Below are 23,023 nucleotides of genomic sequence, written 5' to 3' on the forward strand. Positions count from 1 at the left end.
GGTGGGCGCAAGAGGAGTGCGCCCGCCGCCCACTCCAACACTCGGAAACCCGCGCGAGGGAGGACCACAATGTCTGAGACAGTTCAATCCACGGAAGGCGGTGACGAACGGATCAAAGAGATCTCGCCACTGCGTCGCGCCCTGATCCGCCCCGAATTGGGCGGCATGGTCGGGACAGTTGCTGTTTTCACCTTTTTCCTGCTTTTTGCTTTTGACAGCGGCATGTTCAATAGCCAGGGCATCATGAACTGGTCCATTGTCTCGGCGCAATTCATGATCATCGCGGTAGGGGCCTGCCTGCTGATGATCGCGGGTGAATTTGACCTGTCCGTCGGGTCGATGATTGGTTTCGCGGGCATGATGATCGCAATCTTTTCGGTCACGCTTAGCTGGCCGGTCTGGATGGCGATCCTGGTGACATTTGCCCTGTGTGTCTCAATCGGCGCGCTGAACGGCTACATCGTCATACGAACGGGGCTGCCTAGTTTTATCGTCACCCTGGCATTTCTGTTCATCTTGCGCGGTTTCACGATCTACCTGCCGCAGACTATCGAACGCAAAACCATCATTGGCGGCATCAAGGACGTGGCCGAGGGCGATTGGTTGGCGTGGGTGTTTGGCGGCAAGGTGTTTCAAGGCTTCTTTGTCTGGCTGGGCAACAATGGCCTGATCGAAACGTTCTCACGTGGCACACGTGAAGGGCAACCCGTCGTCGATGGGATTCCCATGCTGCTGATCTGGGCAATCGGGCTGATCATCTTTGGCCATGTGCTGTTGACCAAAACCAAGTTCGGGAACTGGATATTTGCTGCCGGTGGTGACGCCGAAGCGGCCCGGAACTCAGGCGTGCCGGTGAATCGGGTCAAGGTGCTGATGTTCATGTTCACTGCCTTTTGCGCCACGGTTTTCGCCACCTGTCAGGTGATGGAGTTCGGTTCGGCCGGTGCGGATCGCGGATTGCTGAAAGAGTTCGAGGCGATCATCGCCGTGGTCATTGGCGGCGCATTGCTAACCGGTGGCTATGGCTCGGTCCTTGGGGCGGCGTTGGGCGCGTTGATCTTTGGCGTCGTGCAGCAGGGTCTGTTCTTTGCCGGTGTCGAAAGCTCTTTATTCCGGGTGTTCCTGGGTGTCATCCTTCTGGGTGCTGTGATCCTGAACACTTACATCCGTCGCATCATCACAGGAGAACGCTGAGATGACCGAAGACACCAAGTTCCACCACGGCGACGCGCAGGCCAAGAAACCGATTATTCGGATGGTCGACATTCAAAAGCATTTCGGTTCGGTGATTGCGCTGGCCGGTGTCAGCTTTGATCTGTGTTCCGGCGAATGCCACTGTTTGCTGGGCGACAATGGCGCGGGCAAGTCGACCTTCATCAAGACCATGTCGGGCGTACACAAGCCCACCGCCGGCGAGATCTTCTTTGAAGATAAGCCGATGCATTTCGAAGATCCGCGTGATGCGATTGCAGCGGGAATTGCCACCGTACACCAGCATCTGGCGATGATCCCACTAATGAGCGTCAGCCGGAACTTCTTTATGGGGAATGAACCAACGCGCAAAGTCGCGGGGATCAATTTCTTCGACAAGAAACTGGCCGATGAAATCACTATGGAAGAGATGCGAAAAATGGGCATCAACTTGCGTGGTCCCGATCAGGCCGTGGGTACCTTGTCGGGCGGTGAACGTCAGACGGTGGCCATTGCTCGGGCGGTTCATTTCGGCGCCAAGATTCTGATCCTGGACGAACCGACCTCGGCCCTTGGTGTACGCCAGACCTCGAACGTGTTGGCGACCATCGACAAGGTGCGCAGTCAAGGCGTAGGCGTTGTTTTCATCAGCCACAACGTGCGCCACGCGCTGGCTGTGGGCGACCGCTTTACCGTGTTGAATCGGGGCAAGACGCTGGGCACTGCACGGCGCGGGGAAATCACGCCAGAAGAGTTGCAGGACCTGATGGCAGGCGGTCAGGAACTGGCCGAACTGGAAGGGTCCTTGGGCGGAACGGTTTAACCCCGTTCCCCCATTTTGGGCCCACGGCCCGACATCAAACAAAATTGCAGGCTTGGCCAAATCGGCCTTGTGTTGAAAGGGATCACAATGGGCAAAACAGTCCGACTGACCGCAGCGCAAGCTTTGGTGCGCTATCTGGGTGCGCAGATGAACGAGGCCGGAGAGCCGTTCATCGCTGGTGTCTGGGCCATTTTCGGCCACGGCAATGTGGCAGGTCTGGGTGAGGCGCTGCACGCTGTCAAAGACACCCTTCCCACCTATCGCGGCCATAACGAGCAGACCATGGCGCATTGCGCGATTGCCTATGCCAAGCAGATGCGGCGTACCCGGGCGATGGCAGTGACCTCGTCGATCGGGCCGGGCGCGACCAATATGGTGACAGCGGCCGCGCTGGCGCATGTGAACCGCCTGCCGGTTCTGATCGTCCCCGGTGATGTATTCGCCACGCGTGGACCCGATCCGGTATTGCAACAGATCGAAAGCTTTGGCGACGGCACCGTCAGCGCCAATGACTGTTTCCGCCCGGTCAGCCGCTATTATGACCGTATCTCGCGCCCCGAACATCTGCTGACCGCACTGCCGCGTGCCTTCCGCACCATGACGGACCCGGCCGATTGCGGACCGGCAACATTGGCCTTTTGTCAGGACGTGCAGGCCGAAGCTTATGACTATCCCGAAAGCTTTTTTGAGCCGCGGGTCTGGTACCAGCGCCGTATCCGCCCGGATGAAGGCGAACTGGCCCGTGCCGTCGCGGCCATCAAAGCGGCGAAGCGTCCGGTTATCGTTGCCGGGGGTGGGGTGCATTACTCGGGCGCGACCGATGCACTGCAAAGCTTTGCTGAGACGCACAACGTCCCCGTTGCCGAGACGCAGGCTGGTAAATCGGCACTGGCCTGGGATCACCCTTTGAATCTAGGGCCGGTTGGCGTCACTGGCGGTGAGCCCGCCAATGACGTTTGTGCCGCCGCCGATCTGGTTCTGGCAGTCGGCACGCGGTTGCAGGATTTCACCACAGGTTCATGGGGCCTGTTCTCGAATCCCGAACGTGAGACGATTTGCCTGAACACAGCTGCCTATGACGCCGAAAAACACGGCGCCATGCCACTGCAATCCGACGCGCAAGTCGGGCTGCAAGAGCTGGGCACGGCCTTGCAAGGATACCGTGTCGATCCGGTGGCCGACACGCTGAAGGCTGAATGGTTTGGCAAGGTCGATAAGCTGACCGATGCGCCGGGGGACGGCAACGCTCTGCCGACCGACATGCAGGTGGTGGGTGCGGTTCAACGCGCCTCGCACAACGACACCGTTGTGATGTGTGCGGCGGGCACCATGCCGGGTGAGTTGCACAAGCTGTGGAAAGCGCCGCGCCCGGGTTCGTATCACATGGAATACGGGTTCAGCTGTATGGGCTATGAAATCGCTGGTGCCATGGGGATCAAGATGGCTCAACCGGAACGTGATGTGATCTGCTTTACCGGCGACGGCACCTATATGATGGCGAATTCGGAAATGGCGACGGCAGCGATGATGGGAATTTCGTTTACGGTCGTCATCACCGACAATCGCGGGTTTGGCTGTATCAACCGGCTGCAGATGGGCACGGGCGGGGCTGAGTTTAACAACCTGCTGGATCATGCGGTGCACGAAACGCCATCTGCCATCGACTTTGCTGCCCATGCGGCGGCGATGGGGGCGACTTCGGTTAAGGTCAGCTCGATTGCCGAGCTTGAGGAGGCGCTGGCTAAACGCGGCGAGATCAAGGGGCCGAATGTGGTGGTTATCGACACTGATCCGTACCCCTCGACCGAACATGGCGGAACATGGTGGGAAGTGGCCGTTCCCGAGGTCAGCATCCGCCCCGAAGTGAATGAAAAACGGGCGGCCTACGAGGTTGCTATCAAGGAAAGAAACACGAAATGAGCGTAAAAATCGGAATCTCTCCGATCGCCTGGCAGAATGATGACCTGCCGGACATTACTGCGGCCTTCACCATGGAGCAGGCGCTGAAAGAGGCGCGTGAGATCGGCTATACAGGCGTCGAACGGGGCCAGCGAATGCCCAGCGATACCGAAGGTTTGCGCGCCTATCTCGACGGCAACGACATTGCGCTGTGCGGTGGCTGGTGCTCGGGCGCGTCGCTGGTCAATGACTTTGCAACTGAACGCGACGCTGTGCGCGCGCAGGTCGAGCAATTCGTAGCCCTAAACAGTCCCTGCATCGTTTACGCCGAGTGTTCGAACACCGTGCAGGGGCAGATTGGAACGCCGGTCAACCACCGCCCCAAACTGTCGAAAGATGAGGTTATGGCCTATGCGGCTAAGATCACCGATCTGGCCAAGTGGATGGGCGATCAGGGCATGACGATGGCCTATCACCATCACATGGGCACGATCATCGAAACCGAAGATGAGGTGAACTGGCTGATGGAGGGGTCGGGCCCCGAGGTGAAGCTGTGCTTTGACACCGGCCACCTGCTGTTTGGCGGCGGCGATGTGCTGGCCACCCTGAACCGCTGGGGCGACCGGGTGCATCATGTGCATTTCAAGGATATCCGGCCCGCCGTGGTACAGGATACGCGCGAAAAAAACCGCAGTTTTCTGGATGCCGTTATCGCCGGGGCTTTTACCGTGCCCAGCGACGGCTGCATTGATTTCCAGGCGATTGCAAACGCGCTGAAGGCGATGGACTACGACGGCTGGATCGTGGTCGAGGCGGAACAGGACCCAGCCAAGGCGCCACCCTATGAATACTCCAAGATGGGTTACGACCACATTGTGGACGTGTGCGGAACGGCAGGGTTGAAGATCAAGGCGTAACACGCCGCCCAAGAGAGCAACACCAAAAGCCATGAGAAAGGAAAAAGTCATGGTAAATCAAGACCTCGGATATGTCGGCTATTTCGACCGGGAATCCTGCGATCTGGATGAATTTAAGGTGTTGACCTCGCAAAGTCTTTTGGCCGACGCGGTGCCCCTTGCCGCGTCGGTTGAAAAGAACATTCCTGTCTATGACATGCAGGCGTTGCGCCCGGCATTGGAACGGCCCGATACACGCCGGGCAGTGCTGGCGGAATGGGCTTGGGTGCTGGACAAGTCCGCTGGCGTGATCGCCCTCAAGGGGGCGTATGCGGATACTTCTATCATCGACCGCGCCACCGAAATCTTCCGAGAGCTTATTGACGAGGAACGCCAAAGCGGGGCGGGCGAGGGCGATCACTTTGCGGTCTCGGGCGCGAATGATCGGATCTGGAACGCACTGCAAAAACAGTGCCTTCGCGACCCCGAAGGCTTTGCGCTGTATTTCGGGAATACCGCGATTGCGGCAGCGTGCGAGGCATGGTTAGGCCCGAACTATCAGCTCACCGCGCAGGTCAATCAGGTGCGTCCCGGCGGTAAGGCACAACAGGCGCATCGGGATTACCACCTAGGGTTCCAAAGCGCGGACAGTGCCGCCCAATATCCGGCGCATGCCCATCTTGTGACCGCGTCTCTTACGTTGCAGGGGGCGATTGCCCATTGCGACATGCCAGTGGAAAGTGGGCCGACAAAGCTGTTGCCGTTCTCACAGCTTTACCCGTCAGGATATCTGGCGTTTCACGATACCGCCCATCAGGATCATTTCGAAGACAATTATGTTCAACTGCCACTGGCAAAAGGTGATGCAGTGTTTTTCAACCCGGCGCTGTTTCATGCGGCGGGTGAAAACAGCAGCGCCGACATTCACAGGATGGCCAACTTGCTGCAAATCTCATCCGCGTTCGGGCGTGCGATGGAGGCGGTGGATCGCCGCGCCATGGCGCTGGAGGTTTTCCCGTCTCTCGTTGCCCTGAAACAGCGCGGCGAGCTGGCAAGAGCAGAACTGGACGCCGCCATCGCCGCCACAGCGGAAGGCTACCCGTTTCCGACAAATCTGGACACGGACCCTCCGATCGGAGGCAACGCGCCGGAAAGTCAGGCCGATATCCTTCGAAGGGCCGTGGCCGAGGGCTGGACCGAAACAATTCTGGCCGAGGCGCTATCCGCCCTGCACACAAGGCAAGCTGCCTGAAGCAAGAACATCAAGGAGGCTAAAATGGCAGACCTGCTTAAGAAACCCTTCGGTACCCATGGCAAGGTCCATGACATCACCCCGGCCAGTGCGAGTTGGCAGTATGTCGGGTTCGGCCTCTATCATCTGCGCGCAGGGGATAAGGCGGCGGAAGCCACTGGTGAGCGCGAGGTCATTTTGGTCATGGTCGAGGGCAAGGCGCAGATCACTGGCGCCGGCCAGGATTGGGGCATTCTGGGCGACCGGATGAATGTCTTTGAGAAGACCCCGCCGCACTGCCTGTATTTGCCAAATGGAACCGAGTGGGAGGCCATCGCCGAAACCGATTGCGTCATCGCCGTCTGCACCGCTCCGGGAAAAGGTGGGCACGCGGCGCGGCGGATCGGGCCCGACGGCATCACTCTGACCGAACGCGGCAAAGGGGTGAACACGCGCTATATCAACAACATCGCGATGGAAGCCGAGGATTATGCCGACAGTCTGCTGGTGACCGAGGTGTTTACGCCGAACGGGCACTGGTCATCTTATCCCAGCCACCGACATGACGAAGATGATTACCCGCGGATCACCTATTTGGAAGAGACCTACTACCACCGCCTGAACCCGGCCAACGGCTTTGGCGTTCAGCGGGTCTATACCGATGACGGTCAATTGGATGAGACGATGGCAGTCTCAGACGGCGAGGTCGTGACCGTCCCGCGCGGCCATCACCCGTGCGGCGCACCTTATGGGTTTGAGATGTACTATCTGAACGTCATGGCCGGACCTTTACGCAAGTGGCGGTTTGTACCCGCTCCCGAGGTTGAATGGATCATGGAGCGCGACGGGTAGGTCCGATCGGTCTACGCGGCGCGCTTTGAGTTACGTTTGCTTTGCGGAAATAAGGGTTTGAGGGCCAGCTTCAGTGGCTTTTTGAACACGTCCACAACGAAAAAGAAAACCGGTCTCGACGCGCGGATCATGGACCGGGCATAGGCGTTGGCTTCCTCTTCTTGCTCGGCCACCTGTCCACCCTCACTGTGCCCAAGAACGTGATGGCCGACCTCGTGGTAAAAGGTGACTTCATTGTTGAGTGTTTCAATCCAACTAATCAGACCTTTGAGTTGGATCGTTGGTTGGGTCAGCACAATGCCGGAGAAGAACAGGTTGTACCTGCCCAGATAGTCAAGCTCAGGCCGCTCGGCGATAACGTCGATACGGGTCACGTCCTTTAACGACAATCCTTTGGTTTTGCTCCAACGCTGAAGGTTACGAATGACGCGACGCGAATTTGCGACGTCATCGGCAATGAATACCGGAACGGTTTCGGCCAAATAGGCTGAAGGTGCATCTTCCAGCCGTTTTGCCAAAAGGTTCAGCGTTCTGCGATGAACTGGATGCAGTTTGATCGGTCCCAGCCGCATGACTTCCTGCCGGAACGCGTCGCCGTCCATCTCGCTTAGCAGCGCCAACAGGATACCAAAGTACTTTGGTAAAGGACCCGGAGGATTGTTTTTCCAGGCATTGGAGTTGAGTTTTTTCTTTATGACCGGGACGGCCTCTTCCTTATCAGAAAGTAATGCCCGCCATGCATCCCTAACAGTTTCTATGTGGTCAGTTGAAATGCCCCGCAAGAGCTTATTGAGGAAGCGTTCGGCGTTTTGTTGCATACCTCACGAATAACAGGATTATTCATGGAGCGCAAAATCCTCTTTTTGAAGCAATATGTTAGATGCTCTGATATTAACTTTGCGGCGGCGCTCCGAAGGCCCGGATCACGAGCCGTGCGGCGGCTTCGACCGGGTCGTGGGTTTCTTTTAGAATGGTGACCCGGTCGAACCTTTCGGGGTCGCTGTTTACGGCTTCGCGCAGGGCGGCGCCAAAGGCCATGCGCAGCTCGGTCCCGATATTGAATTTGCAGATCGAGGTCTCGCGGGCCAGGCGGGTGCGCTGTTCAACCGGCACGCCGGAACCACCATGAATGACCAAGGGCACGTTGGTCACGGCGTCGATCTGGTGGATGCGGTCTTCGTCTAGGCCGCCTTCCTTGTTCTGCTGCAGATGGACGTTACCGACAGAAATCGCCATCGCATCCACACCGCTTTCACGTGCGAACTGCGCGGCCTCGGCCGGGTCGGTACCATTTGACCCTTCGCCACCGGTATAGCCGACAAAGCCGATCTCACCTTCGCATGAAAACCCCGCCGCGTGGGCCATTTCGGCAATCGCGGCCGTCTCGTCGATATTCTGCCGCAGTGGCTTGCGCGACCCGTCGAACATCAGCGATGTAAACCCGCTGTCCAGCGCGATTTTGCAGTCCTCATACGTATAGCCGTGGTCCAGATGCGCGACGACGGGTACCGAGGCGTTTTCGGCCAGATGGCGGAACATCTTGCCCAGCACAGGCAGCGGCGTGTGTTCGCGGCAGCTGGGGCCCGCTTGCAGGATTACTGGCGCGTTTTCAGCCTCGGCCGCGGCCACATAGGCGCGCATGTCTTCCCAGCCCAGCGTAACCAGGCCACCCACGGCATAACCTTGTTCATAAGCAGGGGACAGAACGTCTTTCAGCGTGACAAGGGTCATTTGAACTTTGCAATCATGTCTTTGATGCCCGGAATAGTCTCGATCTGGTAGGCATGGGTTGGCTGGAAATATTGTACCAGAGACCTCTGGCTGAGACCGCCGAGAATGGTGAAATAGTACATCTCATACCCCGGCAGCACACAGCAGGGGTGATAGCCCTTGTCGATGCAAATCGTGGACCCGTCGACGATGTGATAGGCATCGCCGGGCTCGTTATCTTCGCGTTGCAACATCTGCAGGCCCGATCCCCAATTGGGCTTGAAGCGGAAGTTATAAGTTTCGTCATGGCGCGACTCTTCCGGCAGGCGGTTGGTGTCGTGCTTGTGACTGGGGAATCCGGACCAACCGCCTTGACCCACAGTGAACAGCTCACTGACCAACAGACGACCTACCTTGTCGTGCTGTTTCTGACCAAGGATGTGCTTGATCTTGCGATGGGTTTTGGTGTCATCGCTGCCGTATTGCACAAGGTCATGCTCGCGCACATCGAACGGGTCCAGTACCTTGTCGTATTTGGCCCCGGCGATGAATATTTCGGCCTGGTCCGAGACGCAGACCATCTGAGCCTTGGCGCCGACGGGGACATAGACGCCCTCGGGCTCGCCATCCCAGACGTCTTCACCCCGGTTGCCGAGCTTGGGGAACTGTACGCCTTCAACGTCGATATCCACGCTGCCGGTGGCGGGGGCGATGCAGGTTTCATACCCCGGCACCTGGTATTCGAACACCTCACCTTTTTTCAGTTTAACGATGTTGAAATAGTTCAAAGGCACCGTAGGGTCGTCGGCATCGACGATGGGTTTGTTCTGATTGTCATAGGGCGCGATATGCATTGGGGTCTCCTATGTGGTCGGGCCGGGATGGGCGGCAAGGAATGCGTCCAGCTCGGGTGTTGTGGGCATGGCGGGGGCGCAACCGGGTTGCGAAACCACGATTGATGCGCAAGCCGAGCCGCGCATCACGGCGTCTTTCAGTGAATGCCCCGCCGCGATCGAGGCCAGCAGGCCAGCCATAAAACTGTCGCCCGCGCCGTTGGGTTTGACGGCGGTGACGGGGTATATGCCGGTGGCAATTTCCTGACCGTCTACCAGCGTGACGGCACCTTTCTCGCCCATCTTGTAGATGACGATCCGGCCGGGTTTTTCGGCCAGTTCCTTGGCTTTTGCGAACCCTTTTTCGATACCGCCAGCCATGAAGCCGAATTCTTCGTCATTGCCGACGATCAGGTCGCTGGCGTCTCCCGCGCGCGACAGCACACCCGCGGCAACCTCAGCCGAAGGCCAGCTGTAGGGGCGATAGTCGATGTCGAAGATGATCGGCAGACCAGCCGCGCGGGCATTGTCAAAAGCGCGGAACGTGGCGCTGCGCGAGGGTTCGGCGGCAAAGACGGTTCCAGCCGAAATCGCAGCAGAGAAAGCCGAGTAATCAACCCTGTCCATATCTTCGTCGGTGACCTGAAAATCGACTGCGCCATTGCGATAGATGACGTTCTGGAAATTCTCGATTCGGCTTTCATAGACGGCCAGCGACATGCGGTATTCACCGCCCAGAACGCGGATATAGGATGTGTCCACGCCGTAATCGCGCAGCTTGTTAAGGCAGAACCGCCCCACCGCATCATCCGAGACTGATGTGATCAGAGATGCCTGACTGCCCAGCTTGACCAGACCGGCGCAGATATTTGCGGAAGACCCGCCCAGATCGGCGTGAAAGGTGTCAGCATCTTCGCTTTTGACACCGATGGGATCTGCGTACAGGTCCATGCCTGCACGCCCCAATACGGCAAAGCGGTTACCTTTGATACCGTCTATCAAAGCGCTCACGTCATGTCCTCCGGCAAAGTGGGGTCGGCAAAGTTTGGACCTTGCGTTGAATCGATTCACACGATACTCATTTTGCAACCGGTTGCAAATAGTATGTTCGGAGCCGTGATAGATGCCGGAAATCGGAATTGGAATTGTAGGTGGCGGCTATATGGGCAAGGCTCATTCCGTCGCGATGTCAGCAGTAGGTGCGGTGTTCAACACCGCGTTGCGTCCGCGTCTGGAAATGATCTGTGCCTCAAGCCCTGAAAGCGCCGAACGCTATCGGGCGGCCTATGGATTCAAGCGCGCGACTGGGGATTGGCAGGCGCTGGTCAATGACCCGGCGGTCGAGGCCGTGGTCATCGCCTCGCCTCAGGAAACCCACCGTCAGATTGCCGAGGCGGCCTTTGCATTGGGCAAGCCGGTCCTGTGCGAAAAACCCCTTGGCGCGTCGATGGCTGATGGAGATGCCATGGTTGCCGCGGCCGAAGCGGCTGGTGTCACAAACATGGTTGGTTTCAACTACGTCCGCACGCCTGCCACTCAATTTGCAAGGAATCTGATTGCCGACGGTGAATTGGGCGAGGTCACCTGGTTTCGGGGTGAACATACCGAGGATTTCTACGCCGACCCCGATGCCCCGGCCACGTGGCGCACAACGGGTATGGCCAACGGCACCATTGGCGATTTAGCGCCACATATGGTCAATGGGGCGCTGGCCTTGATGGGGCCGATTGCCGAAGTGATGGCCGAGGTTGAAACCGTCCACGAAACCCGTCCCGGCGGAAAAGTCACCAATGACGACCATGCTCAGATCATGTGCCGGTTCGAAAATGGCGCGATGGGCAATATCTATGTCAGCCGAATCTCAACCGGGCGTAAAATGGGCTATGCGTATGAGATTTCGGGCACTAAAGGCGCGCTGCGTTTCGATCAGGAAGACCAAAACGCCCTGTGGTTCTATCGTCGCGAAGGCCCCGAGGCGCATCGCGGTTTCACAAAGATCCTGACCGGTCCTGCACATCCGGACTACGAACCCTTCTGTCAGGGCCCTGGCCATGGCACTGGATATCAGGATCAGATTATCATTGAGGCCAAGGATTTCCTTGAAGCCATTCATGCCGGCCAACCGATCTGGCCCACCTTCCGAGACGGGCATGAGGTCAACCGGGTGCTGGCTGCAGCGCTGGCCTCGTCCGAGCGGCGGCAATGGCAAAACATAAGCGATTTCTGATCGCGCAACCGTAAAACCTGAAGAGAGACTAGAACCATGGCAAAGCTGAGATGGGGCATGATCGGTGGTGGCGAAGGCAGCCAGATCGGGCCCGCGCACCGTCTGGGAGCGCTGGCGGACGGGATGTTCGAACTCGCCGCGGGCGCGCTGGATCACCGCCCCGATGTGGGTCGGGAATATGCCCGACGGCTGGGTGTTGCTGCGGACCGCGCCTATGGCGATTGGCAGGAAATGCTGGCAGGTGAAAAAGGGCGCGAGGACCGGATTGATCTGGTGACAATTGCCACGCCAAACTCAACCCATTTCGAGATTGCCAAGGCGTTTCTTGAAGCCGGATTCAATGTGTTGTGCGAAAAGCCGATGACCATGACCGTGGAAGAGGGCGAAGAGATTGTCCGCGTGGCCGAGGCTTCGGGCAAGATCTGTGCAGTGAATTATTGCTATTCCGCCTATCCGATGGTGCGGCAGGCCCGTGCAATGGTGCGGGCTGGCGACATTGGGAAAGTGCGCTTGGTGGTGACTAATTTTAGCCATGGCCACCACGGCGACGCCACCGACGCCGACAACCCGCGCGTCCGTTGGCGGTATGATCCGGCCATGGCGGGTGTGTCCGGCCAATTCGCTGATTGCGGTATCCACGCGCTGCATATGGCCAGTTTCATCTGCGATGATGAGGTCAAAACACTGTCCGCCGATATGGCCTCGACCATCCCAAGCCGGGAACTGGAGGACGATGCCATGGTGAATTTCCGAATGGAGGGCGGCACAGTCGGCCGCCTGTGGACCTCATCCGTGGCAATCGGGCGGCAGCACGGGTTCGACATTCAGGTGTTTGGCGAAATCGGGGGAGTGCGATGGCACTCGGAACAGCCCAACCAGCTGATTTATACACCCGTGGGGGGGCGTACTCAGATCATTGAAAAGGGTGAGGGTGGATTGCATGATGAGGTGCAGCGCCTGTCCCGCGTGGCGATTGCGCATCCCGAAGGGTTCCCCCTGGCCGTCGCCAATATCTATTGCGATCTGGCCGATGCGATCCGCGGAGAAACCCGTGACGGCCTGCCCGGCGCTTCAGACGGCGTCCGCTCGATTGCTGCCGTCCACGCGGCAGTCGCATCAGGCAAAGAAGACGGCGCGTGGAAAGATGCGCGCCCGCCGATGTTCCGATAATCAGGGGCGGGGCCGCAATGTGCCCCGCTCGATCACCCGGCAGGGGAAAATTCGCGCTTCGGGATAGCGTTTGGGATCTTTCAGCATCTCTTCAACCAGATCGACGGACGAGGTGATGATCTGCTTGATCGGCTGATGAATGGTGGTCAGGTCAATGTTCTCCCAACGCGACATTTCCATGTCGTTCAGGCCAATGATGCCGATATCTTCGCCGGGTTTCAGCCCGTGGTCGCGCAAGGCGGACAGCGCCCCAACCGACAGAATGTCGTCACCGCAAAAATACCCATCAGCCGGGGCACCTGCCAGCAGTCGCAACATCTCGGCACGTCCAGCCTCGAACGAATAGGCTCCCGCGAATGAGTGGGACACATCAAGTTCGGGGTGCTTTTCGACCTCTTCCATAAAGCCGCGATATCGGTCCATGGCCGAAGTCGCATCTTTTGGCCCCCCCAGATACCCCACGCGCCGATACCCGCGCGCCAGCAATTCCCGCGCCGCCATGCGCCCGCATTCGACGTTGTCGATTCCGACCACATGCACTTCGGGCGACGTGGCTGAGCGGCCAAACGTATGCACCACCGGCACGCCAGCATCATGGAACGCCTTGGCAAAACTGGGCGGCAGGGTCGATGAGGCGACGATGGCGGCATCCACAGAATACTGCCGCAGCATCCGCACCGAATTGGCCGGTTCAGTCTCGTCCGTCAGGTTGACGATCAGGGGTCGTAGCCCGCGCTCCTGCAGGGCGCGGGTGAACTGGTCGAAAACCTCAAGGAAGATCGGGTTGTGAAAGTTGTTGGAAATTAGCCCGATTAGCTTGGTCCGCCCGGTTGTCAGCGACGACGCCAGCGCATTGGGGCTGTAGCCCAACTCTTTGGCGGCTTTTTCAACCTTGCTGCGGGTCTTTGCCGAAACCGAGGCACCTTCGGTAAAGGTCCGCGACACGGCCGAGCGTGACACACCCGCTAGGGCAGCAACATCTTTCAAGGTGACACTCATGACTGGCACCCACGGTTAGGGGGGAAGCTGATCAGCAATTTCATGAAACAGATAGTATGCGCCAACAGCTATATTTTGCAATCGGTTGCAAGGCCGAGAGTCAAATAACACCGAGTCCGTGGTATTTGTGGAAGCAGAGGGAGAATGGTGGGTGATGAGAGACTCGAACTCCCGACATCTTCGGTGTAAACGAAGCGCTCTTACCCAATTCGCATGTGCAACAAGGTGCTGTTTTCCACTGCCGCCACCAACACCCTTTTGAAAGATGTCTTTCGTTGCCAGTAGCTTGACACTCTCACAGTCGACAAGGCACTGCAACACTGCAAGTGTGTTTAGCCACAAACTAACCCCAAAATTCAGTAAGAGCAGTGGCACATTTGCAGCGGAGGCGCAGCGGTCGCTACTTGTTGATGGGGGTATGGGGGCAACCGGCTACAAAGTACGTTTAGATGCCCTCCCAAAAAAATGTGCCGCAAATTTCCGTTTGCTCTAAGCGGGATTTTGTAGGATCCGCAGCGAATGATCCCTTCGAGCCCAGAGCAGACTGAGTGAGTTCTAGTCTTAACCTAATACCACTCATCCCTGAGGTGTGTACCAAATTGGTGATGTGTAGGCCCGCTCCTGTATCGAGTGCGGTGCTTCGTCTGGGATCTCTGTTCCGAACACCTTTGCATCGTATGTCGTCCAACGCGGCGTTGGTATTGCCAGCACTCTTACGTAGTAGAACGCGCTTTGCGTTGGGTCGTAGTCCGGGTCTTCCCAATATCCGGCAAGAATTGCTTGGCCGATGTCATTTGTCCAAGACGCGTTTTCTACATCCACCGTATTGCCAACCGGGCCATCGCATTCAGCGCTGACAATTTCACGTCCACCGCAGGCTACGTCGTACACTCGTTCCGAAGTCGTGCCGTCACCGTTCAGCCAGCCTTTGACGATCTGAATACGGTCCAGGTTGGCCCCATCGGGGTCACGGAGAGCACGGATGAGAAAGCGTGGAGACCGCCCGTCACTATCCGCTGGCAAATCCGCCCCCATCGGGACGCCATTTTCATATCCATACGAGGCAAAGTCCGCACGTGGCAGGTCTGTTTCATCAAATTCGTACCCCGCAAAAACGCGAACACGCATGCGCGGCCCCGTGGTTGCATAGACTTCTTTCCGAGCAAAAGCATCCCAAATGGCCTCGCGGGTGTTTTCCCTTGCCCAAACGGCCGCCAAACCGGACGCCGAAGTCTGCCATGCATATTGGGCAACACTCTCGTCACCACCAATACCGCCGACGACCTCTTCAAATCGGATCGGGTCAGCAGTAGGTTCAACAGCCGCGACTTTCCCGAAGAAATTGTCCTCGCCAACCGTGGACAGCGATGTATGAGCATCAGTTGAGCCGATCACGCCAAACTTGAACGGGTTTGTCCCTGTTTCCGCCTCGTATCCAAGCCCCCGCCGCAATGCTGCCCGTGCATACTCGCGCGGAAGCATCTCCGGTGTCTTGGGCTCCGGTCCAAGTTGTCCTTTGTCCCACGTTTCGAAGTCAGCAAATTCATCGTCTGGCGACAGCATGGGATGTGCTTCGCCGTCACCTTTCATTTGCGTGATTTCGTAGATCGGTTCCCACTTGGCACGCTGTTTGAAATACTCAACATCGAACGGTTCGCCGGACAAGCGCACTTCGTCAAACATCAACCCGTTGGACAAATTGCCATTGTGCGGGATCGCGAGCAGCTTTTGGCCTGTTGTCTCTTCGGCTTGTTCCATCCATGCCCAAAGGTCTTCGGGGTCGAAGCTATCAAAGTTCGAGAACGGGATGATCTTGTCAGCGCCCTCTTTGCCACCGTTGAATATGACATTCCTGTGCAGGTTGTTCCGCTGTGGGTTTGAGGTCCACTCGAACCCGATAAGCGCAGTAAACAAACCCGGTTGATTGTGTGCCTCAGCGGCGGTGGTAATGTTGCTCCACGCTGTTTGGTAAATCTCCTGATAATCCGCCAATGGGTCTGTGCCAGTGGACTTGGCTTGGCTCCAAATCGACCATGCGCCAACGGGATCACCGGCCTCGACAGCCGCGTTCAGTTGCTGGCCAAACTCCGTGGAGAGCAGCGTGGCGTCTTTGGCTGAGAGCAGCGGCGCAAGACCAAGGTTCTCGGCGTGATCGGCAATAACCAGAAAATCCAATGGTCGGCGCAACCTCGCTTCGATACCGGTGCTGGATGTAACGACTTCGCCTTTGGCAAACCTGTACGCTTCATCAGGGCCAAGTACATTCCCGATCATACCGGCATCGGCAGAGTATGATGTATGCAAATGGGTGTCGCCGAAAAAGACCTGATTAGGGAAGTTTTGTTGTGGGTATGGGGAATACTCTCTTTCGCCGGGTTGAGTGCTTGGGACGTCCTCGGCATACGCGGCAGCAGTAAACGCAACAGTCAAAATAGATGCTAAACGGAACATTTCGTAACCTCATATTTTGTTCAAACCTTACAACGCTCAATACAAGTAACTATGACGCATAATCTGAACTCTATTCGTCCAGCACAGCCGCCGCTCAATAAATCTCTGCGAACGATGGCTGCGACCCCAAAGCGGCGTACACGCAACAACTAAAGCACACACCTGTATCGAAGTCTCAAATTGAAAAGGTATTTTAGCGTGGTTTGCTTGCGAACGTTGAGGTTTGATCAACTTTTTGCAGTTTGACGACGCGCAATCTCCTGTCGAATTAGGTCTATGTGCAAACGTGCATCATATGCTCCCTGGCGGTATGCGAGCGGCAGATTCAGATTTGCAAGGGCGGTGTCCACGTTTTCGATATTTTTGGCGACTTCTTCAACCTCAGTTGAGGTCTGTGCCTTGCTGAGTTCCTCTTCGAGCGCCATGATACGCTGATAAAAACGCCAGACCCGGCGCTTTTGAAACCACACGTAACTGGACGGGACTATCCGCAAAAACGGTACTAAGAACAACAAAGGCAACAGCAATAACAGTACGCTGCCGAACTGCGCTGCGATCCAATATGGCAAGACGCCATGCAAAAAGTTTGGCCCAGAGTTTATGAGTTCTGTGGCAATTTTGTTCAGTGGTACAGGCGGTGAAGCCGTGTTCGGATACTCGCGCGCACTTTGCAAAATATTAGGTTCGCTATGAATGTTCTTTGCTGCATTCACTAACCTATCAGTTACTGCAGGGTGCAGATCGGATGCGGCGATAAGTGAAGCTCGCAATGCTAAGATCTTGACGTCCTCTGGTGGTCTCGGAGGGTCAAGTGTGATTGATCCTGCCGGTACAGTTACCGAATTCGCTCCGGAAAGTTTCAATGCAAGGGCATCGACCAAAGCCATAGGGACGAAAATGATTTCTGGATCAAAAATTGCATCCATAAGGTAAGGTGCATCGAGTGGAGCGACAAACAACGCCGCATCCGCTTCGTTGGCATATAACGCCTTTATCGCATCATTGCCCCCGACATCGACGAGGTTTATGCCGACATTTTGCAACTCGGCGGCCTCAATTAGAGCTAAAGCGGCGGCGCGAGTACCGGACGCCTTGGTTCCTGCAGCTAAGCGAATGTCTCCCCATTCTCCTGCATTGGCCCCGACTGGACTAGACTTTCCGCGGAACACCACCATGGGTTCAAGAAAAATGGCGCCCAAAGACTGTAGGTTTTCGTCCTGAGGTAATTCCAGGCCACCCTGAACAAATGCGGCATCCACTTCGCCAGAAACAAGTTTCTGAATGTTCTCAATGGACCCCTCAGTTTCAACTAAAATTACCTGAATGCCGTCACGTGCAAGTTCTGCTTTGTAGAGTTGTCCAACTTGCCAATATCCGCCGCCGCTTATGCCAGCGGCCAGCTTAATACTGTTGGGCGGTTTCAAGCCAAAGATCAGAAAAACAAGCAACCCGATAAACATAATCGGAAAGAGAATGAAAAGAGCTAAGCGCATTTATTCTCACATTCAGATGATCGGAACCGATAATTCGTTCTCATTTGATAGCAGTCTTTTTGCCAACGAGAAACCGATCACAGTGGGTAGCACTCGAAAGTTCGAGTTCTTCGGTTCAAGTATCCCTGAAGATTAAGTTGGTTGCGCAAAAAACCAAGAGCGCTTGAACGAGGTTGAAATCAAAAACTGGCCGCCTAAGCAACGGTTTATCCTATCATAAACTAGAATTTTAGTTTTGTCTTTCTCGTCGGCAATGTCCCGCAAAGAGGACGTTCAAGCAAGGTGCAGCGAACGACCGCAGTGAGCCCAAAGCAGCCTTAAGCCAGCAAGCGTAAACGATTCACTCTCAGTTATTCGGTGTGTACCAAATAGGAGAAGTGTACGCCCGTTCCTGAGTTGTCATCGGTACATCTGAACTCATCTCGACCCCAAATTTTACGGCATCGTAAGCAGTCCACCGTGGTGTTGGGATTTCGATCACGCGAGCATAATAGAAAGCGAGTTCCGAGGGATCGAAGTCCGGGTCTGTCCAAACCGCTACCAACTCCGACGCGCCGATCGTGTTCGTCCAAGACGGAATGGACAAGTCGACCGTGCTCCCAACAGTTGGCAGCTTACCATTTTCGTCCGGGCTTCTGTCTCCACCCCATGCCACGTCATAGACTTTCTCCTGCGCCTCACCGGTATCCGCATCAATCCAACCTTTAATGATCTGGATGCGGTCGAGGTTTGCGCCAACGGGGTCACGCAATGAATAGACCAAGAAGTCCGGCGCCTCGCCTTCAGCGACGGTGAGGTCACCGCCCATCGGCACCCCTCCACCGTAACCAATCCGAGCCAGGTCACGCCGTGCAATTGCGTCTTTGGAATAGTCACCGCCGAAGAAGCGGACAGTCATGCGCGGGCCAGTAGTGCCATAGGCTTCGCGACGTTCCATTGCGTCGAATATAGATGTTCGCGTGTTTTCCCGCGCCCACACGGCAGTCAATCCGGCGGCGCTGTAACCCCAACCGTAGTAAGCTACATCGCCATCAGAAAAAGACTTCCCGACATGGCTTGCACGTTCCGCATTTGGTTCGTAAGCCGTGTGTTTACCAAAGAAATTGTCTTCTGTGACGGCAGACAAACCAGTGTGCGTGTCTGTTGCCGCGCTGGCACCGAACTTGTAGGGGTTCACACCAAGCTCAGCTTGAAGAGCAAGGCCGCGCAGTAGCCCTGACCGTGCATATTCTCCGGGCAGCATCTCCGGCGTTTTTGTAGCGCTGGCATCAAGGTTGCCAAAATCCCATGTCTCGTAGTCGGCAAACTCATCTTCTGTCGACAACAGCGGGTGCGTTTCACCATCGCCCTTGATTTGGGACCACTCGTAAAGCGGTTCCCACTTCGCGCGGGCTTCGGCGTATGCGCGGTCCAACGGCGGTTTGCCCTCTGCAAAGTCATCAACCAGTGAAAACACCCAACCATTGGATAGATTGCCATTATGCGCAATCGCGAGGGCATCTCCGCCTGTAGTGTCTTCGAAATTCTGAAGCCAGGCATAGAGGTCCCGCGGATTAGGTGAGCCTACCGGTGGCGTCGTTGTATAGGGCAGTATCTGGCGCGCAATGTCAGGCCCATCGCGCAGGATCACGTTGCGATGCAGGTTGTTGCCTTGGACAAGTGAGGTCCATTCGAAAGCGATGAAAGTCGTAAACACACCGGGATTATTAAACTCTTCTGCTGCATCGATAATGTCACCCCAAACTGTCGCAAATGCCGGATTGCCGGGTTGATAGTTGAGCGCGGGGGAGACTGTACCTTGGGCAAAACTCGCAATGAGTTGCTGCATCGCACGAAGGGCCTCTTCGCCACCCGCATTGAAAGCATTGTGAAACTCGCGGCCTTGCTCGTCAGCCAGAATGTTGGGGGCTCCCGAAATAATGTCCGTGATAGCCCCCATCGCGTCGGAATGGTCAGTAATCATGTAAAAATCAAACGGGCGGTGCAGTTTAACGGGCTGTCCAGTGTTAGAAGTAACTTGCTCTCCTCGTGCAAAACGATAAGCATCGCGTGGCATGAGGCGTGTTCCACCGCCTCCCGCATCTGCCGACAGGCCAGTATGTACGTGTGTATCCCCGAAGAAAACATTCTCTGGATAGGCGCGATCAGCGTAAGGGGAATAAGGTCGCCCCTTCAAAAACGTATCGCTGGCGTCAGGCGGAGCAACTTGTGCAAAAGAAGCAGTCCCTGTGACAAAGGCCATGCATACAACAAGGTACGGTATCCGCATCTTGGAAAATCCCTGAAGCTTCCAAACTAGTCTCATAATCCTAGGACTGTATCCAGCCCAACTACCAAAAGCTACCAATTCAAAAACGGCGGCTTTGTCCGCTTAGCCTACCTCTGGCGCGCTGGGAGGCCTTTGATGGCTGACAGAAGTTGTCAGATGACCGCTCTGAGCCCATAGGGGTCGCAAAAAAAATGCCGTGCCAAGGAAACTTAATGCTACACATAGAACATTCTTGAATATGAATATCACTACGGGATTTGGTCTAGCACGGCTCTAAAACCCGAAACCGTCGGAAATGATGTTGACCGCAATCCCGTGTGTCAATGTGGAGGGAGGGTTAGAAATGCCTGCAACCAATAGATTGAAGCTAACTGTAGCAGTCTTGGTCTCATTCGTTTCCACTACTGAATTGGCGCTATCCCAATCGCAAGTGGGCTCTCCAGACGGAACAACCACAATTGATGGCAGGCAATTGCCTCCGGAACCTCCGGTGTTCGGGGGAAAAATTGAGGAGCAAGCGACCAATTCAACCCCTTGGTGGCCGCCGCGTGTCGTGCCACCTGAGAACGCGCCAAATATCCTCCTCATTATGTTGGATGATGCTGGGTATGGTATTCCTAGTACTTTTGGCGGCGTCATCCCGACTGATACGATGGATGAATTGGCAAAAGAGGGTTTGAGTTTTACGAACATCTATTCGACCGCACTTTGTTCACCGACCAGGGCAGCCTTGATGACAGGCCGCAATCATCACTCGGTCGGGTTCGGAGTGATTTCGGAATCTTCGACCGGGTATCCCGGCTACAACAGTATTATTCCAGACAACAAAGCCACTATCGGGAGGATACTTTCAGACAATGGCTACGCCACTTCATGGTTTGGAAAAAATCATAACACTCCAGCATTTGCGGCGAGCCAGGCTGGTCCATTTGACAAATGGCCGACTGGTTTAGGTTTTGAGTACTTTTATGGGTTTGTTGGTGGAGACGCGAACCAATGGCAGCCGAACCTATATCGAAACACCACCCCGATTTACCCGTTTGAAGGTGATCCTGAGTGGAACCTGATCACCGGAATGGCCGACGATGCGATTGACCACATTTCGCGGTTGCACCAAATCGAGCCAAGTAAGCCTTTCTTTGTCAAATATGTGCCCGGTGCAACGCATGCGCCTCACCACCCGACCAAAGAGTGGGTCGAGAAGATCGAGGCGATGAACCTGTTTGATGGCGGGTACGAAGCACTTAGGCAGACAATTTTTGAGAACCAGAAAAAGTTGGGGCTTGTACCGCAAGATGCAACGCTGTCGCCTTGGCCCGCAGACAAAATCAAGCCGTGGGATCAATTGACAGACGACGAGAAAAAACTCTTCGTGCGACAGGTGGAAGTGTTCGCCGCCTATGCGGCTTATACAGACCATGAAATTGGGCGTGTGATTGACGCAATAGAGGGCCTTGGAAAACGTGACAACACGCTGATCTTCTACATCAACGGTGACAATGGCACCTCGGCTGAGGGCGGGCCGATGGGGACACCGAACGAGGTGGCTTGGTTCAACGGTATCGCAGAGATGCCTGCAAAAACGCAGTTGCAGTGGTACGATGTTTGGGGAACCGAAGAGACTTACAACCACATGTCGGCAGGATGGTCCTGGGCTTTTGATACTCCGTTCGATTACTTCAAGCAGAATGCAAACAGGCTTGGCGGCATCCGACAGAACATGGTGGTGTCATGGCCTGACGGAATCGCAGACAAAGGCGGTCAGCGAGATCAGTTCATGCATGTAATCGACGTCGTGCCGACGATCCTCGAAGTCACCGGAATTGAAGCGCCGTTGGAAGTCGACGGGATTGTTCAATCTCCAATTGAAGGCACCAGCTTTGCCTATACATTCGATGAGAAAAACAAGGATGCACCGAGCCGCCACCGAACTCAGTACTTCGAGATGATGGGACAATGGGCTTTGTATCACGAAGGTTGGTTACTGAGCACCAAAGTAAACCGGATGCCATGGGAAACGCCAAAGACGCCAAACCCTGACCCTTTGAACAATCAAGTGCTCGAGCTTTACGATCTAACCACGGATATGAATCAAAGAAATGATCTGGCGGCGCAGCACCCAGAGAAGATCGAAGAACTGAAGGCTATATTTATAGAAGAAGCAAATAAGTATCAGGTCTTCCCGATGGATGCCTCGGTCACGTCCAGAATTTCATTGCCTCGGCCAAGCATTGCGGCGGGACGAAACGAGTTCGTCTATGTCCGGCCAATGACTGGGGTTCCTCAGGGAGATTCCCCAAGTATTCTTAACAGCTCGTACACCATTACAGCAGAGATAGATGTGCCCGAAGGTGGTGCTGAAGGCATGATTTTGACATCAGGCGGCCGCTTTGCCGGTTACGGTTTCTACCTACTTGATGGCAAGCCAGTCTTTCTCTGGAATATGTTGAATCTCGAACGGATCAAATGGGAAGGCAAAGAGGCCTTGGCACCCGGAAAGCACACTCTGGAGTTTGACTTCAAATATGACGGTCTCGGACTAGGAACCCTCGCATATGGAAGCACCAGTGGTTTAGGCCAGGGTGGCACCGGGACGCTGAAAGTCGATGGCGAAGTCGTAGCAACCCAAAAGATGAAGAACACTATTCCCACGACCCTTCAGTGGGACGAGGCGTTTGACATAGGTTCTGATACATTGACTGGCCTTAACGACGACGATTACCAACCACCTTTCCCACTAACCGCTAAGCTGGAAAAGCTAACGATAAAAATCGACCGGCCCCAGTTGAGTCAAGCCGACATTCAAAAGCTCGAAGACGCGATGCAAAGAGCAAGCGACTAGTTGGCTCACAGGGTTGAGAGGCTGCCTACCTGCTTGAGTCGGGCAGTGGAAAGCCGGATGGTATATTTGTCCGCTTCGTCCGCTAAGCGGAAGTTCGGCTAAAACTCATGGAATCTCTGCTTGGTCCTTCTAACCGG

The 23,023-nt window shown here is 55.8% G+C and carries 17 protein-coding genes; 9 read left to right on the forward strand and 8 right to left on the reverse strand.

Annotation, left to right across the window (positions count from 1 at the left end):
- The first annotated feature begins 69 nt into the window (after nt 1-69).
- The 6 genes from ACR0AL_RS13725 to iolB all read left to right on the forward strand — a co-directional run bounded on the left by ACR0AL_RS13725 (nt 70) and on the right by iolB (nt 6,892).
- The gene (locus tag ACR0AL_RS13725) at nt 70-1,194 is read left to right on the forward strand and encodes an ABC transporter permease (RefSeq protein WP_480663412.1); all 1,125 of its coding nucleotides are present in this window, start codon (nt 70-72) and stop codon (nt 1,192-1,194) included.
- 1 nt (nt 1,195) lies between these two features.
- A complete protein-coding gene (locus ACR0AL_RS13730; protein ID WP_170350493.1) occupies nt 1,196-2,014 on the forward strand; it encodes an ATP-binding cassette domain-containing protein in 819 nt (272 codons plus the stop codon).
- A gap of 87 nt (nt 2,015-2,101) precedes the next feature.
- Complete coding sequence (iolD, locus tag ACR0AL_RS13735; RefSeq protein ID WP_170350491.1) at nt 2,102-3,934, forward strand: 3D-(3,5/4)-trihydroxycyclohexane-1,2-dione acylhydrolase (decyclizing); 1,833 nt, start codon at nt 2,102-2,104, stop codon at nt 3,932-3,934.
- Nucleotides 3,931-4,830 (forward strand): myo-inosose-2 dehydratase, encoded by a 900-nt coding sequence (gene iolE / locus ACR0AL_RS13740; RefSeq protein ID WP_480663413.1) that lies wholly within the window; start codon nt 3,931-3,933, stop codon nt 4,828-4,830. Before iolD ends, iolE begins: the two co-directional genes overlap by 4 nt.
- Nucleotides 4,831-4,879: 49 nt before the next feature.
- Nucleotides 4,880-6,061, forward strand: coding sequence for a phytanoyl-CoA dioxygenase family protein (locus ACR0AL_RS13745; protein ID WP_480663414.1), 1,182 nt, complete (start codon nt 4,880-4,882; stop codon nt 6,059-6,061).
- A gap of 24 nt (nt 6,062-6,085) precedes the next feature.
- Nucleotides 6,086-6,892, forward strand: coding sequence for a 5-deoxy-glucuronate isomerase (iolB, locus tag ACR0AL_RS13750; protein WP_480663416.1), 807 nt, complete (start codon nt 6,086-6,088; stop codon nt 6,890-6,892).
- 11 nt (nt 6,893-6,903) lie between these two features.
- Here the strand turns inward: iolB and ACR0AL_RS13755 are convergent, their stop codons facing one another.
- The 4 genes from ACR0AL_RS13755 to iolC form a co-directional block, all read right to left on the reverse strand.
- Nucleotides 6,904-7,710 carry a hypothetical protein gene (locus tag ACR0AL_RS13755; RefSeq protein ID WP_170350484.1) on the reverse strand — a complete coding sequence of 269 codons (807 nt, stop codon included), beginning with the start codon at nt 7,708-7,710 and terminating at the stop codon, nt 6,904-6,906.
- 73 nt (nt 7,711-7,783) lie between these two features.
- Nucleotides 7,784-8,623, reverse strand: coding sequence for a class II fructose-bisphosphate aldolase (locus ACR0AL_RS13760; protein WP_480663418.1), 840 nt, complete (start codon nt 8,621-8,623; stop codon nt 7,784-7,786).
- Nucleotides 8,620-9,456 (reverse strand): 5-deoxy-glucuronate isomerase, encoded by an 837-nt coding sequence (locus tag ACR0AL_RS13765; protein ID WP_170412888.1) that lies wholly within the window; start codon nt 9,454-9,456, stop codon nt 8,620-8,622. The genes ACR0AL_RS13760 and ACR0AL_RS13765 overlap by 4 nt, the downstream gene beginning before the upstream one ends.
- A gap of 9 nt (nt 9,457-9,465) precedes the next feature.
- The gene (iolC, locus tag ACR0AL_RS13770; RefSeq protein WP_480663419.1) at nt 9,466-10,446 is read right to left on the reverse strand and encodes a 5-dehydro-2-deoxygluconokinase; all 981 of its coding nucleotides are present in this window, start codon (nt 10,444-10,446) and stop codon (nt 9,466-9,468) included.
- Nucleotides 10,447-10,558: 112 nt separating this feature from the next.
- Here iolC and ACR0AL_RS13775 point away from each other — a divergent pair, with 112 nt between their 5' ends.
- The gene (locus ACR0AL_RS13775; RefSeq protein ID WP_480663421.1) at nt 10,559-11,662 is read left to right on the forward strand and encodes a Gfo/Idh/MocA family protein; all 1,104 of its coding nucleotides are present in this window, start codon (nt 10,559-10,561) and stop codon (nt 11,660-11,662) included.
- A 36-nt stretch (nt 11,663-11,698) separates the two neighbouring features.
- Nucleotides 11,699-12,832, forward strand: a complete 1,134-nt coding sequence (locus tag ACR0AL_RS13780; protein WP_170350475.1) for a Gfo/Idh/MocA family protein — start codon at nt 11,699-11,701, stop codon at nt 12,830-12,832.
- Here the strand turns inward: ACR0AL_RS13780 and ACR0AL_RS13785 are convergent, their stop codons facing one another.
- The 4 genes from ACR0AL_RS13785 to ACR0AL_RS13800 form a co-directional block, all read right to left on the reverse strand.
- The gene (locus tag ACR0AL_RS13785; protein WP_170350473.1) at nt 12,833-13,831 is read right to left on the reverse strand and encodes a LacI family DNA-binding transcriptional regulator; all 999 of its coding nucleotides are present in this window, start codon (nt 13,829-13,831) and stop codon (nt 12,833-12,835) included.
- 576 nt (nt 13,832-14,407) lie between these two features.
- The gene (locus tag ACR0AL_RS13790; RefSeq protein WP_480663423.1) at nt 14,408-16,282 is read right to left on the reverse strand and encodes a DUF3604 domain-containing protein; all 1,875 of its coding nucleotides are present in this window, start codon (nt 16,280-16,282) and stop codon (nt 14,408-14,410) included.
- 227 nt (nt 16,283-16,509) lie between these two features.
- Entirely contained in the window at nt 16,510-17,775 is a 1,266-nt protein-coding gene (locus ACR0AL_RS13795; protein WP_480663425.1) for a TAXI family TRAP transporter solute-binding subunit, read from the reverse strand.
- 346 nt (nt 17,776-18,121) lie between these two features.
- A complete protein-coding gene (locus tag ACR0AL_RS13800; protein ID WP_480663427.1) occupies nt 18,122-20,080 on the reverse strand; it encodes a DUF3604 domain-containing protein in 1,959 nt (652 codons plus the stop codon).
- 307 nt (nt 20,081-20,387) lie between these two features.
- Here ACR0AL_RS13800 and ACR0AL_RS13805 point away from each other — a divergent pair, with 307 nt between their 5' ends.
- Complete coding sequence (locus tag ACR0AL_RS13805; RefSeq protein ID WP_480663429.1) at nt 20,388-22,886, forward strand: arylsulfatase; 2,499 nt, start codon at nt 20,388-20,390, stop codon at nt 22,884-22,886.
- Nucleotides 22,887-23,023 lie beyond the last annotated feature (137 nt).

This window comes from Ruegeria sp. BB1, from assembly GCF_056539465.1.